This is a genomic window from Drancourtella sp. An12, from assembly GCF_002160935.1.
Classification (GTDB): Bacteria; Bacillota; Clostridia; order Lachnospirales; family Lachnospiraceae; genus Sellimonas; species Sellimonas catena.
The window spans coordinates 274,530-287,872 of sequence record NZ_NFLO01000002.1 but is presented as its reverse complement, the minus strand read 5'-3'; the positions used below and the strand labels follow the sequence as shown (position 1 = coordinate 287,872).

15 protein-coding genes, 1 tRNA gene and 1 pseudogene are annotated in these 13,343 nt (G+C 45.9%); 2 read left to right on the top strand and 15 right to left on the bottom strand.

Features of this window, described 5'->3' with window-relative positions:
• Positions 1–55: 55 nt before the first annotated feature.
• From acpP to B5E64_RS18135, 3 genes are all read right to left on the bottom strand, one after another.
• Positions 56–274: an acyl carrier protein gene (acpP, locus tag B5E64_RS03665; protein WP_087167169.1), complete on the bottom strand. Its 219-nt coding sequence runs from the start codon at positions 272–274 to the stop codon at positions 56–58.
• 80 nt (positions 275–354) lie between these two features.
• The gene (locus tag B5E64_RS03660; protein WP_087167168.1) at positions 355–1,332 is read right to left on the bottom strand and encodes a beta-ketoacyl-ACP synthase III; all 978 of its coding nucleotides are present in this window, start codon (positions 1,330–1,332) and stop codon (positions 355–357) included.
• 173 nt (positions 1,333–1,505) lie between these two features.
• A complete protein-coding gene (locus tag B5E64_RS18135; RefSeq protein ID WP_171027862.1) occupies positions 1,506–1,649 on the bottom strand; it encodes a hypothetical protein in 144 nt (47 codons plus the stop codon).
• A gap of 415 nt (positions 1,650–2,064) precedes the next feature.
• Between B5E64_RS18135 and B5E64_RS03655 the strand changes: the two genes are divergently transcribed.
• A complete protein-coding gene (locus tag B5E64_RS03655; protein WP_087167167.1) occupies positions 2,065–2,721 on the top strand; it encodes a YwaF family protein in 657 nt (218 codons plus the stop codon).
• Positions 2,722–2,842: 121 nt separating this feature from the next.
• Positions 2,843–2,926, top strand: a tRNA-Leu gene (locus tag B5E64_RS03650).
• Between the two features lie 110 nt (positions 2,927–3,036).
• Here the strand turns inward: B5E64_RS03650 and B5E64_RS03645 are convergent.
• From B5E64_RS03645 to B5E64_RS03590, 12 genes and pseudogenes are all read right to left on the bottom strand, one after another.
• Positions 3,037–3,339, bottom strand: a complete 303-nt coding sequence (locus B5E64_RS03645) for a type II toxin-antitoxin system RelE/ParE family toxin (RefSeq protein ID WP_087167166.1) — start codon at positions 3,337–3,339, stop codon at positions 3,037–3,039.
• A complete protein-coding gene (locus B5E64_RS03640) occupies positions 3,332–3,595 on the bottom strand; it encodes a type II toxin-antitoxin system prevent-host-death family antitoxin (RefSeq protein WP_087167165.1) in 264 nt (87 codons plus the stop codon). Before B5E64_RS03640 ends, B5E64_RS03645 begins: the two co-directional genes overlap by 8 nt.
• 228 nt (positions 3,596–3,823) lie before the next feature.
• Positions 3,824–5,107 (bottom strand): annotated as a pseudogene (locus B5E64_RS03635) (6-phospho-beta-glucosidase); the annotation flags it as partial.
• Positions 5,005–5,628, bottom strand: coding sequence for a PRD domain-containing protein (locus tag B5E64_RS03630; protein ID WP_087167163.1), 624 nt, complete (start codon positions 5,626–5,628; stop codon positions 5,005–5,007). The gene B5E64_RS03630 and the pseudogene B5E64_RS03635, both read right to left, overlap by 103 nt.
• Before the next feature lie 180 nt (positions 5,629–5,808).
• Positions 5,809–7,449 carry a Na/Pi cotransporter family protein gene (locus tag B5E64_RS03625; RefSeq protein ID WP_087167162.1) on the bottom strand — a complete coding sequence of 547 codons (1,641 nt, stop codon included), beginning with the start codon at positions 7,447–7,449 and terminating at the stop codon, positions 5,809–5,811.
• Between the two features lie 237 nt (positions 7,450–7,686).
• Positions 7,687–8,193: a hypothetical protein gene (locus tag B5E64_RS03620; RefSeq protein ID WP_087167161.1), complete on the bottom strand. Its 507-nt coding sequence runs from the start codon at positions 8,191–8,193 to the stop codon at positions 7,687–7,689.
• Positions 8,194–8,949 carry a DUF1700 domain-containing protein gene (locus B5E64_RS03615; protein ID WP_087167160.1) on the bottom strand — a complete coding sequence of 252 codons (756 nt, stop codon included), beginning with the start codon at positions 8,947–8,949 and terminating at the stop codon, positions 8,194–8,196.
• Positions 8,942–9,262: a PadR family transcriptional regulator gene (locus B5E64_RS03610; protein WP_087167159.1), complete on the bottom strand. Its 321-nt coding sequence runs from the start codon at positions 9,260–9,262 to the stop codon at positions 8,942–8,944. The genes B5E64_RS03615 and B5E64_RS03610 overlap by 8 nt, the downstream gene beginning before the upstream one ends.
• Positions 9,263–9,382: 120 nt before the next feature.
• Positions 9,383–10,021: a DUF4340 domain-containing protein gene (locus B5E64_RS03605; protein ID WP_087167158.1), complete on the bottom strand. Its 639-nt coding sequence runs from the start codon at positions 10,019–10,021 to the stop codon at positions 9,383–9,385.
• Positions 10,022–10,032: 11 nt separating this feature from the next.
• Positions 10,033–11,415: a GldG family protein gene (locus B5E64_RS03600; protein WP_087167157.1), complete on the bottom strand. Its 1,383-nt coding sequence runs from the start codon at positions 11,413–11,415 to the stop codon at positions 10,033–10,035.
• Between the two features lie 11 nt (positions 11,416–11,426).
• Entirely contained in the window at positions 11,427–12,293 is an 867-nt protein-coding gene (locus tag B5E64_RS03595; RefSeq protein ID WP_087167156.1) for an ABC transporter permease, read from the bottom strand.
• Positions 12,277–13,233: an ABC transporter ATP-binding protein gene (locus B5E64_RS03590; protein WP_087167155.1), complete on the bottom strand. Its 957-nt coding sequence runs from the start codon at positions 13,231–13,233 to the stop codon at positions 12,277–12,279. The genes B5E64_RS03595 and B5E64_RS03590 overlap by 17 nt, the downstream gene beginning before the upstream one ends.
• Positions 13,234–13,343: the final 110 nt, after the last annotated feature.

The following is a 13,343-nucleotide window of genomic DNA, read 5'->3' as shown; positions in this document are numbered from 1 at the left end:
GCCACCCGGCCTTCGCCAAAAAGGCACCTGACCGGATGGCAGTAAAGATGCGTTATTATTTGCTTAAGTAATCTACTACTTCACCGATCGTTGTAAGCTGCTCCAGATCTTCTGTAGGAATCTCTTTTCCGTATTCTTCTTCCAGTGCCATTACCATTTCAAACAGGTCCAGAGAATCTGCTCCAAGATCATCTTTGAAAGATGTCTCCTCTGTCAGTGTATTGATGTCTGCTCCAAGATTTTCTGCTACGATTTCTTTTACTTTTTCTAACATAGTGGTAGTCTCCTTTTACTTTTCATTTTCTTTTTTCATGTTTTCTATTGTAATCCGGCCTTTGCCGGTAATTACCTGTATTACCATTCCAGAATGGATGCTCCCCAGGAGAGTCCTGCTCCAAATCCTGCAATCACGATTTTCTGCCCTTTTTCAAGCCGTCCGTCCCGGTTCATCTCATCGAGGAGAATCGGAATGCTCGCGGATGAGGTGTTGCCGTACTCCTGCAGATTCATCGGAAATTTCCCGATGTCTGTCTTCAGGCGTTTTGCAACAGATTCCACAATCCTTTTGTTGGCCTGATGAAGGATGAACCAGTCGATATCCTCCGTTCCAAGCCCTGCCTTGTCAAGCACCTCCGTCACAATCTGCGGAACACTCTTGACTGCAAACTGGAATACGCCTCTTCCGTCCATACTGATGTAAGTATCCTTCGGTGTCTCTCCGGTCTTCTTAAACGCTTCCACAAACTCCGATGAAAATCTGCTCCTGCAGACAAGTGCGTCTCCCCTGCATCCATCGGAATGTGCTGCCGGAAGATATACTGTTCCTTCCGCTGCCCGGATCACTGCCGCGCCTGCGCCGTCACCAAACAGGATGCAGGTGCCCCGGTCAGTCCAGTCCACCATAGAAGACAGCGTCTCAGTTCCAATAGCCAGAATCGTCTTGTAAAATCCTGCCGCAATGTAGGCCTGCGCGCTCTGGTATGCGAAGACAAATCCCGTGCAGGCTGCCTGCATGTCATATCCCGCCGCATTCACCGCCTGGATCTCTTTTTGCACCTCACAGGCTACGCTCGGGAAGATTACGTCCGGCGAAGAAGAAGCGACAAGAATCAGATCGATCTCCTCCGGAGAGATCCCGGCGTTTTCCAGTGCCCTCTTTGCCGCCTCCGCCGCCATGAAAGAGGCGGTCTCATGCTCTGCGATGTGGCGGTTTCTCACACCGGTCCGTTCACGGATCCACTCGTCATTCGTCTCAACCATCTCAGACAGGTCATTATTGCTCAAAATTTTAGGCGGGATATAAGATCCCGTTCCGCATATTTTTCCTATCATATGTTTTCTCCAAACTTTTATTTTGAACTTAAAATACTTTGATAATCAAACTATATTACACGGACACTGGATTGTCAACCCTGTTTTTACATTACTCCCCTGTCTGCCCTCTGTTTTCCCTTTGCGGACAGCCCGCTTTTTTCTGACTGTGCCTGATCAAAGAACCGCTGCTTTTAAGCGCCTTCCCCTTTTATTTCCTCTCGAAGTCTTGCAATTCTGCGTTTGATCTTGCGGCAGATGTAAAAATTGTCCCTGTCGTTTGATTCCAGCCGGTTAAGACGGTCTTCCAGCAATTTGATTTTATGTAACTGTTCCATATGATTTCGTCCTTACTTTCCTGTTAGAATAAAGAGTTCCGCCTGCGGAACTCTCGCGCCGAGCGCGGTCGCTTTAGCAACAAATTTCTGCTTTGCGCGAGTGCGCATCCCGCGGAGCGTTTTTATTTAACAGGGAACGAAGATTCCTGTTAAATAAAAAAAGTGCGCCCGGTTATCTCTTACAAATAACCGGGCGCACCCGACATCTTCTCTGATCCCGCAGCTGCGGCCGCGTATCCTCAGATGATCCTGTTTTATTTTATCGTATCCTTCTTTGATCAGGCACCCTCATTATAATACTTATATCTTTTCTGTCAACCATTTTTTCACCTGCTCTTCTTTTTGTATATTGTGGTAAAATATTCTTATACTATTTCAGTATGAATTCATACGAAAACGGGAGGAGGAATGTTGTATGAGAGGTCTCCGGTCTTTGGACCGTTCGGAACGCTTTCTTTTTTATACAGGGCTTGTGATGGCGGCAAGCGAGATCTGGAAACAGTGGACTCTGACTTTCGTTCTCGGCGGCGGAAGCTACAACTGGTGGTACTTTCCATTTCAGCTCTGCTCCGTTCCGATGTATCTGCTTTTGCTTCTTCCTGTTGTCCATGCTTCCCGCCTCCGTCGGATCTTTCTTACCTTTTTAATGGACTTTTCTCTTCTTAGCGGAATCGGAGCCTTTCTCGATACGAGCGGAATGCACTACCCGCTTCCTGCGCTCACGTGCCATTCCTATCTGTGGCATCTGCTCCTGATTGCCGTGGGGATCTTCTGCGGTCTTTCCGCCATCAGCGATCATACGTGGCATGGCTTTTCCTCCTCTGTCATCCTGTTTGCGGTTCTCTGTAGTGCTGCCACGGTCATCAATCTTACAATCGGACGGACGCACGACATCGATATGTTCTATATTAGTCCGTACTATCAGATGTCCCAGGTCATCATTTCGGATCTGACCCGCGGATTTCCAAATCCGGTCCGGATCCTCTGCTATCTTGCCGTTATTGTTTTCGGCGCGTTTCTTCTGCATCTGTTCTGGCAGCATCTCTTTCTTGTGCGGAACAGGAAAAAATAACCGGCAGCGGCATCCAGGATGCCCAAAATGCAGTAGAAAACCGCCTACCAAAAAAATTTTTAAATTTTTTCAAAAAGTATTTGCAAAAAGAACAATTATATGATATAGTATCTTTTGTCAGGCGGATATGGCGGAATAGGCAGACGCGCTAGATTCAGGTTCTAGTCCTCGCGAGGGGGTACAGGTTCAAGTCCTGCTATCCGCATTGATAACAAAGAAGAGATAGTTGGTTGTCAGCTATCTCTTTTTTATATTCTTTACAAAAGTTTATATACAGAAGTAGAGCCAGAGTCTTTTCATTACTCTGGCTCTTCCTTATACATTCCGTCCCTGATACTGTACGGTCACAACATAGACGGTTTTACTTGATTCATCAATTTTGAAGATGGCAATATAATTATCTATCAGTAATTGCCGGTATCCTTTTCCGGCGTATCTTCCTTCGCTCCGTTCTTGATGCGACTGCGGGAAAGTTTCTAATTTCTTTAATGCCGCCCAAATTCGGTCTGTCTGTCCTTTCGCATTTTCCGGTGATAACTTTTCCAAAGCAATGTAGGAAAAAATATCATCAATTTCTCGAAATGCCTGTTGGTTTAATCTGACTTTATATTTATCCATAATATTTTCTATTCAGTTTCTCAAATGCTTCATCGAGATCAATAGAAGCGCCGCCTTCTTCCATTTCTTTTTCGGATTCATAGATTGCCTGATCGATCCGGTTGCTTTTTGCAAATTTATCATATAATTCACTGCTCATTACGACCAGATCACTGTATCCGTTTTTGGTAATAAAAATCGGTTCCTGTATCTTATGAGCAATATCCGATATCTCACTTGTATTGCGGAGATCTTTAATTGGCATAATAACTGGCATAATATCAGCTCCTTTCTTCCTTTAACATGATTATAGCATAATTATGTCGAAAGGTACACTCAATTATTCGCCTGCTTCTGAATTCGTATAAAATTAGAATCCCTCAGCGGAATCAGGTCGCTTCTCCCCTCATCGCCCGTTCCAGGAAAAAAGACCCGAAGACGCAGGGCATATCCGCACTGCCGTCTCCGGGCCGGTGTTGTTTCGTTCTATGTTGTTTACTTTCTTTTACGCTTTCAGCGGCTCCAGATTTTCTCCATTGGACTCAATCACCTGTTTATACCAGTAAAAGCTCTTTTTTCGGTAACGTGCAAGAGTGCCGCTTCCATCATCTTTCCGGTCTACATAGATGAAGCCGTAGCGCTTGCTCATCTCCCCGGTTGATGCGCTGACCAGATCGATACAGCCCCAGGTCGTATAGCCAAGCAGTTCCACGCCGTCTTCTTCCACGGCCGCCTTGAATGCCTCGATGTGGGCCTTCAGATACTCGATCCGATAGTCGTCATCCACCGTCCAGGACCCTTTGCCGTCCGGAATCAGCTCATCCTTCGCGCCGAGTCCGTTTTCTACGATAAAAAGTGGTTTCTGGTAGCGGTCGTAAAGTGTATTCATCGTCGTACGCAGTCCAAGAGGGTCGATCTGCCAGCCCCACTGAGAGGATGGAAGATACGGATTCTTTGTCCCTTTGAAGGCATTTCCGATGGTCTCGCCTACGTTTTCCTGTGTTGTAATGCACCTGGAAGAATAATAGCTGAAACTGATGAAGTCCACGGTATGTTCCCGCAGAATCTCTTCATCTTCCGCTGTCATGCCAAGGTCAATGTTCTTCTTCTCAAAGAGCTTCTTTGCGTAGTTCGGATAATATCCTCTGGCCTGCACATCGATAAAGAGCATGTTTTCCCTGTCTTTTCCGAGAGCCGCCCAGACATCTTCCGGCCTGCAGCTGTACGGGTAATAGTTTCCTGCCGCCATCATACAGCCCACCTTGTTTTCCGGATCAATCTCATGTGCAATCTTTGTCGCCCAGGCACTAGCCACCAGTTCATGATGGGCGCTGATATACTTCGCCTGTTCCTGATCTTCCCCTTCCTCAAACTGAAGTCCCGCTCCCATAAAAGGAAGATGGAGAATCATATTGATTTCATTGAAGGTGATCCAGTATTTAACGAGACCCTTGTACCGGGTAAAGAGCACGGTCACAAGCTTTTTGTAAAGCTCGATCAGCCGTCTGTTCTTCCATCCGCCGTACTCCCGGATCAGATGCATCGGACAGTCAAAATGGGTGATCGTCACAAGAGGCTCTATTCCGTATTTCTTACATTCCCGGAATACGTCCTCGTAAAAGGCAAGGCCCGCCTCGTTCGCCTCCGCTTCATCTCCCTTTGGGAAAATTCTGGACCATCCGATGCTCATACGGAATGTCTTAAATCCCATTTCCGCGAACATGGCGATATCTTCTTTATAATGATGGTAGAAATCAATTCCTTCCAGAGCCGGATAATCTTCATCATCTCCTGCGTGTGGCCCATATCGTGAAAGTCCATCGACGCATTGACCAGATGCATGGCGATAAAGCCCGCCTCATCCTCCGGAAGAAATACTCCTGTTTTCCGCTTAATGATGTTCAACGATTCCATCCCGATCTGATATTCGTGGTTGTAAAACCGTTTAATCTCCGTAAGCAGGGCATTCTGAATCGGATTTCCGCCTTTCGACCGCTGAATCGCGAAATGGATGTGGTCACAGAGATTCAGATACAGATAATTACTGAGCTGCTTTCCAAGGGAAATCGTCGCATACTCCACAATCTCGTTGGTTGCCTGGATACATTCAAGGGGCATGGAAGAAAACAGTTCCTCCATGTGCTGTCTTTCCTCCTTCCGAAGCACATAAACTTTTTCCACTTTTCCGTCATCAATATACTCTCCCGACTTTTTCTTAAAGCCGATTCCGCACCCCATTACAAGGACTTCCTGTCCTTTTTCATCATGGGATCTGATCAGATTGTTGTTAATCACTTTATCAACCTGCATTCTTACGATCCGCCCTCCTACATAAAATGCACAAAAAATAGGCTATACCGCTCCCACATTTTAACTCAAATGTGTACAATCGGTATAGCCTGCTTTACCAGTAACAATCCTTTTATACAAGGTCAGTATAGCATCCAACCTTGTTTTTGTCAATTATGAATAAAAGTTTTATGAACCTTTTTACGCTCCGACTTTTCCAAGTCCCATTTCCTGTCCGATATTCAGAATATGATCTCCGATCCGTTCAAAATCCGTAAGCATCTCGGAATACAGAATACTGACCTCTTCATCCTGTTTTCCCTGCTGCATCCGGTCGATCTGCCCCTGGCGGAAGCTTTCTGTCATGTCGTCTATCCTCTGTTCCGCCTCTTCGATCCTCTTCACGATCTCTGTGTCTCCCTTCTTGACATCGCTTAAAATCTCAAGCGCATCAAGACTTGCTTTCTTCATCTGGCGGATCTCCTCCATCTCGGTACTGGAAAATACAATGCCCTTTTCTTCCATCATCTGTGTGTACTCACACAGATTTGTCGCATGGTCTCCAATTCTCTCCAGATTACCGCATACTTTGAACAGAGCACTCATGTATCTGGCATCTTTCTGGTTTGTCTCATTGACAATCGTCTTGGAAATATATTTGCAGATCTCTTTATTGAGGAAGTCGATGTACTCTTCTTTTTCATCTACCTGCGCAAGGAGGGCGGTGGAACCATCCAGCACCGCATCAAAACTCAAGTGCACGTTTTCCTTTGTCATCTGAAGCATCCGTTCTACTTCTTTCTGAACTCCTGTCAAAGCGATTGCGGAAGTACCGATATGGTTTTCCCTCTTCGTATCAACCGGGCGGATGTATTCCAGATGCATCCCTTCCACTTTCTCTTCTTTCTTATCCGGAAGAACCTTCTCGGCAAAGGATGCCAGATAGTTTCCAAACGGGATCAGAAGAATGGTGGTGACAATATTAAACAACGTATGCATGTTGGCAATCTGCCCCGCCACATTGGTCGGCGTCCAGCTTTCCACCAGAGACGTAAGCGGCGTCAGAATACAGACAGTTGTAAAAATGATCGTTCCGATGATGTTAAATGTCAGATGGATGATCGTCGTACGCTTTGCGTTCCGGCTTGTCCCTATGGATGCAAGCACCGCCGTAATACAGGTACCGATATTCTGTCCAAAAAGAACAAACACCGCGCTCGGAAGTCCGATCAGACCGTTTGATGCCAATGCCTGCAGAATACCAACAGACGCGGAAGAAGACTGAATAATCGCCGTAAACACCGCTCCGGCCAGAATACCAAGCACCGGATTTGAGAATTTTGTCATAAGGCTTACAAAAGCCTCCGAATCACGAAGCGGCATCATGGATGAGCTCATCATCTCCATACCAAGGAAGAGTACACCAAGTCCTGCTACAATCAGACCGTAATTATGTACCTTCGGACTTTTAATGAAAAGAATCAAAGCCACTCCAAGAAAAGCGATCAGCGGAGCAATCGCCCCAATATCAAGCGCAATCAGCTGTCCTGTAATTGTCGTACCGATATTTGCACCCATGATGATCCATACAGCCTGTCTCAGTGTCATCATGCCCGAATTTACAAATCCTACTACCATAACCGTGGTTGCCGATGACGACTGGATCACGGCTGTCACTCCCGCTCCTACCAGGACGCCCAGAAAGCGGTTGGCTGTCAGCCTTTCCAGGATTCGTTTCATCTTGTTTCCGGCGGCTGCCTCAAGCCCGGAACTCATCATCTGCATTCCGTAAAGGAACAAAGCGAGTCCTCCAAGCAGGCCAAAAAAGTCTGTCAACTTCATTTCTCTTTTCCTCCATAAAAGTTGAATTTTCCTCTCAATTTTACAAAATGCTAACTTATTTTTAACATTCCATTTATATATTTACTAGAAACCGCGAAAATACGCAATAGGTTATACGAAAAATTAACATGATTTTACGTAGATTTTACCTGAATTTTACATTTTCTTTCCCATGAACCTGCTTCCAGAGAAAAAATTCAAAAAGTAAAGACCGGAAAAACTCTTTCCGGCCTTGTTTTACCATATTTCAATTTCCTCCCGGTCTTTCGGGTTCAGGTACAGATCGATGGACTCAATATCCTTCTGCCTGTAGCTTCCAATCTTATGTTCTTTCAGATCATCCAGAATGATGTCCCTGAACTCCATCACATCCCGCACTTCATCATAATTGATATACGGGAAATAAAATCCGAGTGTTTCGGCATCCTCCTGCCACGCTTCCGGCGCAACCCGCTTTTTGTTGTACTCAATACTGTAGTGCAGTGTGTTTTCCGGTACGGAGTCATCCCAGACAAGATTCAGATACGGCTGTCCGTAATCCATATATACATCCACTGTACCTCCGTCAGATGGCGGCGTAAAGCTCATCTCTCCTTCCATCACTGTCATCTCCGTCTCCCCGACAGTTCTCTCCCCTGCATAGTCCAGAGAAAAGAATTCCACGCATCCGATTCCTGCACCGATTCCGCTGATCAGTACCCCGCCCGCAAATATTCCGGCAAGTAATTTCCGATACTGCTTCACCTATAACACCTCCCCTGTCTGTTCTGCCTTCCTCTCACCCTCCGGTTTTTTTCTGTACTTTTTTCGAAGTCCGAATGTCAGAAGTCCGAGGGATGCCCCTGAAGCTGCTGCTCCAAAGCAGAAAATCTCCGCCCCAAGAAGCGGATATCCGGAAAACACCAGAGTCAGCAGGGCTCCAAAAGCAAACAGACTGACAGCCGCCATTCCCATCAGAAAGCAGGTAACAAGTATCCAGCTCAGATTCCAGATCAGAACGCAGCAATTGTGAAGCAGACGCCTGGACGTACTCCAGACCGGAATCTCCGTACTTTTCCTCCACAGGCTCTTTTTCTCCTGTCTGCCTTCTTTCTCTTCGCTGCCTTCCGTCCTCTGTTTGGATTTTCCGGAAAAAGCTCTCCATTTTCCGGCTATTGTATCTTTCATTTTCCGGATCTTTTCCAGAATTTTCCCGAAAAACGCAGCCGCCTTTCCCGCCAGTTTTCTGCTCCCCTCAGAAACTTTTTCCATGTCCGGAGTACGGATCACGATCCCCTTTGTCTTTTCTTCAAATTTCGGATCCACGTGATATGCCTCCAGAATTTCGGCTGCCAGCTCTGCGATATTACCAAAATCGCTGATCGCCTCTTCTTCGCTGAGCCCGCTTTTCATCTTCAGATCAATGTGCTGCGCATACTCATCAATAATATCTTCCTGTTCCCTTTCATCCAGCACTCTTAAATGATCTCTTAATTCTTTTAAAAACCCTTCTTTATTCATGCTTTCCCTCCTTTAGGAAACGGCACACCCGTTCCTGAAACTCATTCCATTCTGCCTCAAGCTGATCACGGTGGAGAATCCCTGCCGCAGTCAAATGATAATACTTTCTGGGCGGTCCTTCTGTGGACTCACGCAGATAGGTTTCAAAATAATGTTCGTTTGTCAATCGTTTCAGGAGCGGGTAAATGGTCCCTTCATTTACGTCAATGACCTTGGATACTTCTGTCACCAGTTCGTATCCGTACATGTCACGGTTCCGGACTGATTCCAAAACAATCAGTTCCAGAACTCCTTTTTTAAACTGTGGATTCATTCCATCACTCCTCCTGTTATTATACTATACCCACTACTTGATTATGTCAAGTACTGGACGAAAATTAATAGCGGGCAGTCTGCTGCTGCCCGCTGTTCACCTTAGACAAAGGTCGGTCTTCTATTCGTCGGTCGAACCGCTCTCTGTATCTGTGCTTTCCTCTCCGGATGTACTGTCATCCGAAGAGCTGTCGTCTGCAGAAGCATCATCCTCTGTAGATTCTGTCTCCTCTTCTTCTTTCAGATTATCCGTGTTCATCTCCAGTACATTCGGAAGGAAAGAGGATACCGTATACACATTTTCCTTGTCCCCTGTTGTCATGTAATAATCGGAGTCTGCTCCGTCTCCGATATAAATGGTTTCTGTTGTGCCATCTTCTCCTGTCACGGTAATGGTATAAGCAGGGGAATCCAGTCCATAGCTTTCCAGAGAATCCGGATTCTCAATCTGCCGCTCAGCCTGTACATCGGATACTGTATCCGCGATATTCTCAATGGTATCCTGCACAAGAGCCGTCTCCGTATCATCTTTCAGATGCCAGGTATCGTCTTCTTTTACAAGAGATACGCTGCTTCCGTCTTCGGAAGAGTAGGTGATCTCCACCGGATTTTCAATGTCCACCACCTGGATCTTCTCCGCTTCGGCTTTGGCCTGTTCTGCTTCCTTCTGACTCTGATTGTAGCTTCTAAGTGCAAAGTAAACAATACAAAGTACAAGAAGTACTGCCAGAAGTATGATAAGTCCTTTTTTCTGTTTCATCTGTCCACTCCCTATGCTTTTCTACGTTTCATCCAGATCACAAATCCTCCGATCAGAACAACCGCCGGCACACCAAAGATCAACGCTGTACTGATAGAACCTGCATGCTGCACGGTGTTCAACTCTACAGACAGGCTCTTCGCCTTGATGGAAAGATTTTCAACATCGTCAAAATTGTTCATAACGAGATTGAGGAAGAGTCTCGAATTATCCAGATTGGAAAAATACTCCGTAATCTGGGAATTGATCATGCTTTCCGAAGCAATCACGGTCAGCTTCGCGTCATCTTCCTCCGCGACAGCTGCGAGAGTATATTCTCCCTGTGTCTGTGCCTCTTCCGTCACTGCGTATCCTTCTGAGGATGTCGTCATCACCTGTGTCACAGAAAGCGTATCTCTTAAATCTTCCTGTACGGTAAATCCGGCTGAATTTACAAGCAGTACCATATCGCTTTCCAGACCGTCTCCCAGATCTCCCGATGCTGAGATTTCCGGGAAGATATAATAGTAATTACCCTGGTAGCACCGCTGCATATCCGCAATGTAGCCGTCCGTTTTTGTCATTCCGTACTGTTCCATAAACGCGTTCAGATTCGGCGTCTCCGTGGAAGCATCACCCATCACATAAATGACCTTTCCTCCTTCTGACATATAATTCAGAAGCATCGTTTCCTCCTGCTCGGAAATATCGCTCGTCGGCGCATCGATCAGGATCAGGTCGCAGTCTGAAGGGATCTCTTCTACCATCAGAAGATTCAGTTCTTCCGTTGTCACACTGGATTTCTCCAGTTCATCGCTCAGAGAAGTGGATAATGTCGTCTCGCCGTGTCCGGTTGTATAGTAGATTTTCTTCGACACATCCGTTGTAATCTGATTGATCGCACTTGTCAGCTGACCGTCCGCATCAAACTCCGAATCAGATGCAGACCCTGTCGTATAGTAGGAGCTGTAGTCCTGCACAATAATATCCGTAAACAGAACTGTAGCGGATTTTCCGGTCTCCTCACAGGAAACGACAATGGAATTGGACTGTGCATCTTCATTCTCCTGAAGAGCCTGCGGATGATCCACCGGATTGATCCATTCTACACTGATCTTGTCAGTCAGTGCGGTATATCGTTCCAGGAATGTTTTGATTCTCTCGTCTGTAGATGATTTGTCTGCATATACCGTAAACTTGATATCGTATTCCAGATCTTTCAAAAGATTTCTGGATGTCTTGGAAATTCCGTAAATGTTTTTATTGCTGACATCAACCTGTCTGAATTTCTCAGGGAGCTGCCCGACAATCAGATTGATGACAACTGCGATCACGATGACAACCGCAATCATACCCACACTGTAAAATCCATAGCGGGTCTGAAGACTTCGGAATTTTTTCAGCAATTTCTTCATGTCTTACCCTCCTAACTGAATCTTCTTTTCTGTATTGACTGAACGGTCAGGAATAAAAACACCCCGATCAGAGTCAGATACATCACAACCCCGCCGATGTCCAGAAGATTATTTTCCGCGACACTCGTAAACGTCGAAACAAGCGCAAACTTTTCAAAGATTGTGGAAAGAATTCCTTCATATAAAGAAGAGTCTACAACATAGATCACAATAAGAACAATCGTACCGATTCCTTCAATCCCGACACTCAGCAGACCGTTTTTGGTCATATTGTAAACAAACAAAACGCAGAGGGTCAGCATCATCCAGATTCCTGCCATCCCTCCAAATGCGGAAGACGGAAGGAAGCTTAACAGTCCATCCCACAGATAAATCACCATCAGGACACCAAATGTTCCGATGGCCGCAATAATCTGGCTCTCCGTCATGGCGGAGATAAAACTTCCGATGGCAATATATACACATCCAAGAAGGAAGAATACAAGAATCGATGTATAATCATTCTTAAAATATGCCGTCCCCTGTGTACTGATAATCAGCGGATACGCACAGAACAGTACGCAAGGAATCAGAAATACCGTCACCATGGCAAAATATTTTCCCATTACCATCTTGCCCACGCTTACCGGGGAGGTCAACAGCAGCTGGTCGGTCCGGCTTCTCCTTTCCTCGGAAAAGCTTCGCATCGTAAGAATCGGAACCGCCACAAGAAAAATAAACATGACCCCTTCCAGCGAATAGGAAAAATACGGATATCCGCTGTTTAAATTGTATGCCATGAAGTAGATGCCTGTCATAAAGGTCAGAAAGGCGATGAAAATACTCCCCGTCATGGAGTAAAAATACGATTTAAACTCACGCTTATAGATTGCCAGCATGTGGACGCCCTCCTTCCTGGGTCAGCTGAAGGAAGATGTCCTCCAGTGTGTTTTGTTTTCTGTACATGGAGATCAACGCGCTGTCTTCTCTTGCAAAGGCACGGAAAATTTCCTCCCGGATGTCAACATCCTCTTTTGTCTCAATGACCGCCCTGGTGATTCCAGGATCGGACGACAGATAGCTGACTTTCTGAATTCCCGGAATCCGTGAGAGAATCTCTTCGATTTTTTCCGGAAGCAGTCTTGTCTCGATCTCGGTCGGCGCATTCCCTGAAAATTTCTTTTCCAGATTTTCCGGCGTATCACTTGCCACCAGTTTCCCCTGGGAAATAATGATGATGTAATCGCACACTTCCCGGATCTCCGCAAGAATATGGGAGCTTAAAATGACCGTATGATCTTTTGCAAGCTCCCTGATTAACTCTCTGATTTCGATGATCTGTTTCGGATCCAGGCCGACTGTCGGCTCATCCAGAATAATTGTCTCAGGGAATCCAAGCACTGCCTGCGCCAGACCCACTCTCTGGCGGTATCCTTTGGACAAATTCTTAATCAGCCTTTCTCTCACATCATAAATCCTGACCATCTTCATTATTTTTTTGACTTCAGCCTTTCTGTCCGTCTTTTTTACCTTTTTCAGCTCCGCCGCGAACATCAGATACTCCTGCACTTTCATGTCCATATAAAGCGGCGGCATCTCCGGGAGATATCCGACAGATTTTTTCGCCAGTTCCGGCTCTTTTAAAATATCATGGCCGTTGATCAGAACTTCCCCTTCGGTTGCTCCGAGATATCCGGTCATGATATTCATGGTTGTGGACTTTCCGGCTCCGTTTGGCCCAAGCAGCCCATAGATATGTCCCTTCTCTATTCGAAAGTTCAGATGATCCACAGCAGTATGGCTGCCGTATTTTTTCACTAATCCGTTGACTTCGATCAATGTGCTTCCCTCCTCTGTTTTAGTCTATGCAATACCTTATCAGGAAATTGTGTCTATTCTGTGCCAAAACTGTGATGAAAAAAAGAAACACCGTCCTTGCCACCGGCACC

Coding starts and splice junctions, on each gene's coding strand:
- B5E64_RS03615 (WP_087167160.1), bottom strand. CDS start 8,949: ATGAATAAAGAAGGGTTTTTAAAAGAATTAAGAGATCATTTAAGAGTG.
- B5E64_RS03660 (WP_087167168.1), bottom strand. CDS start 1,332: ATGATAGGAAAAATATGCGGAACGGGATCTTATATCCCGCCTAAAATT.
- B5E64_RS18135 (WP_171027862.1), bottom strand. CDS start 1,649: ATGGAACAGTTACATAAAATCAAATTGCTGGAAGACCGTCTTAACCGG.
- B5E64_RS03610 (WP_087167159.1), bottom strand. CDS start 9,262: ATGAATCCACAGTTTAAAAAAGGAGTTCTGGAACTGATTGTTTTGGAA.
- B5E64_RS03640 (WP_087167165.1), bottom strand. CDS start 3,595: ATGCCAGTTATTATGCCAATTAAAGATCTCCGCAATACAAGTGAGATA.
- acpP (WP_087167169.1), bottom strand. CDS start 274: ATGTTAGAAAAAGTAAAAGAAATCGTAGCAGAAAATCTTGGAGCAGAC.
- B5E64_RS03655 (WP_087167167.1), top strand. CDS start 2,065: ATGAGAGGTCTCCGGTCTTTGGACCGTTCGGAACGCTTTCTTTTTTAT.
- B5E64_RS03595 (WP_087167156.1), bottom strand. CDS start 12,293: ATGCTGGCAATCTATAAGCGTGAGTTTAAATCGTATTTTTACTCCATG.
- B5E64_RS03600 (WP_087167157.1), bottom strand. CDS start 11,415: ATGAAGAAATTGCTGAAAAAATTCCGAAGTCTTCAGACCCGCTATGGA.
- B5E64_RS03625 (WP_087167162.1), bottom strand. CDS start 7,449: ATGAAGTTGACAGACTTTTTTGGCCTGCTTGGAGGACTCGCTTTGTTC.
- B5E64_RS03645 (WP_087167166.1), bottom strand. CDS start 3,339: ATGGATAAATATAAAGTCAGATTAAACCAACAGGCATTTCGAGAAATT.
- B5E64_RS03630 (WP_087167163.1), bottom strand. CDS start 5,628: ATGCAGGTTGATAAAGTGATTAACAACAATCTGATCAGATCCCATGAT.
- B5E64_RS03605 (WP_087167158.1), bottom strand. CDS start 10,021: ATGAAACAGAAAAAAGGACTTATCATACTTCTGGCAGTACTTCTTGTA.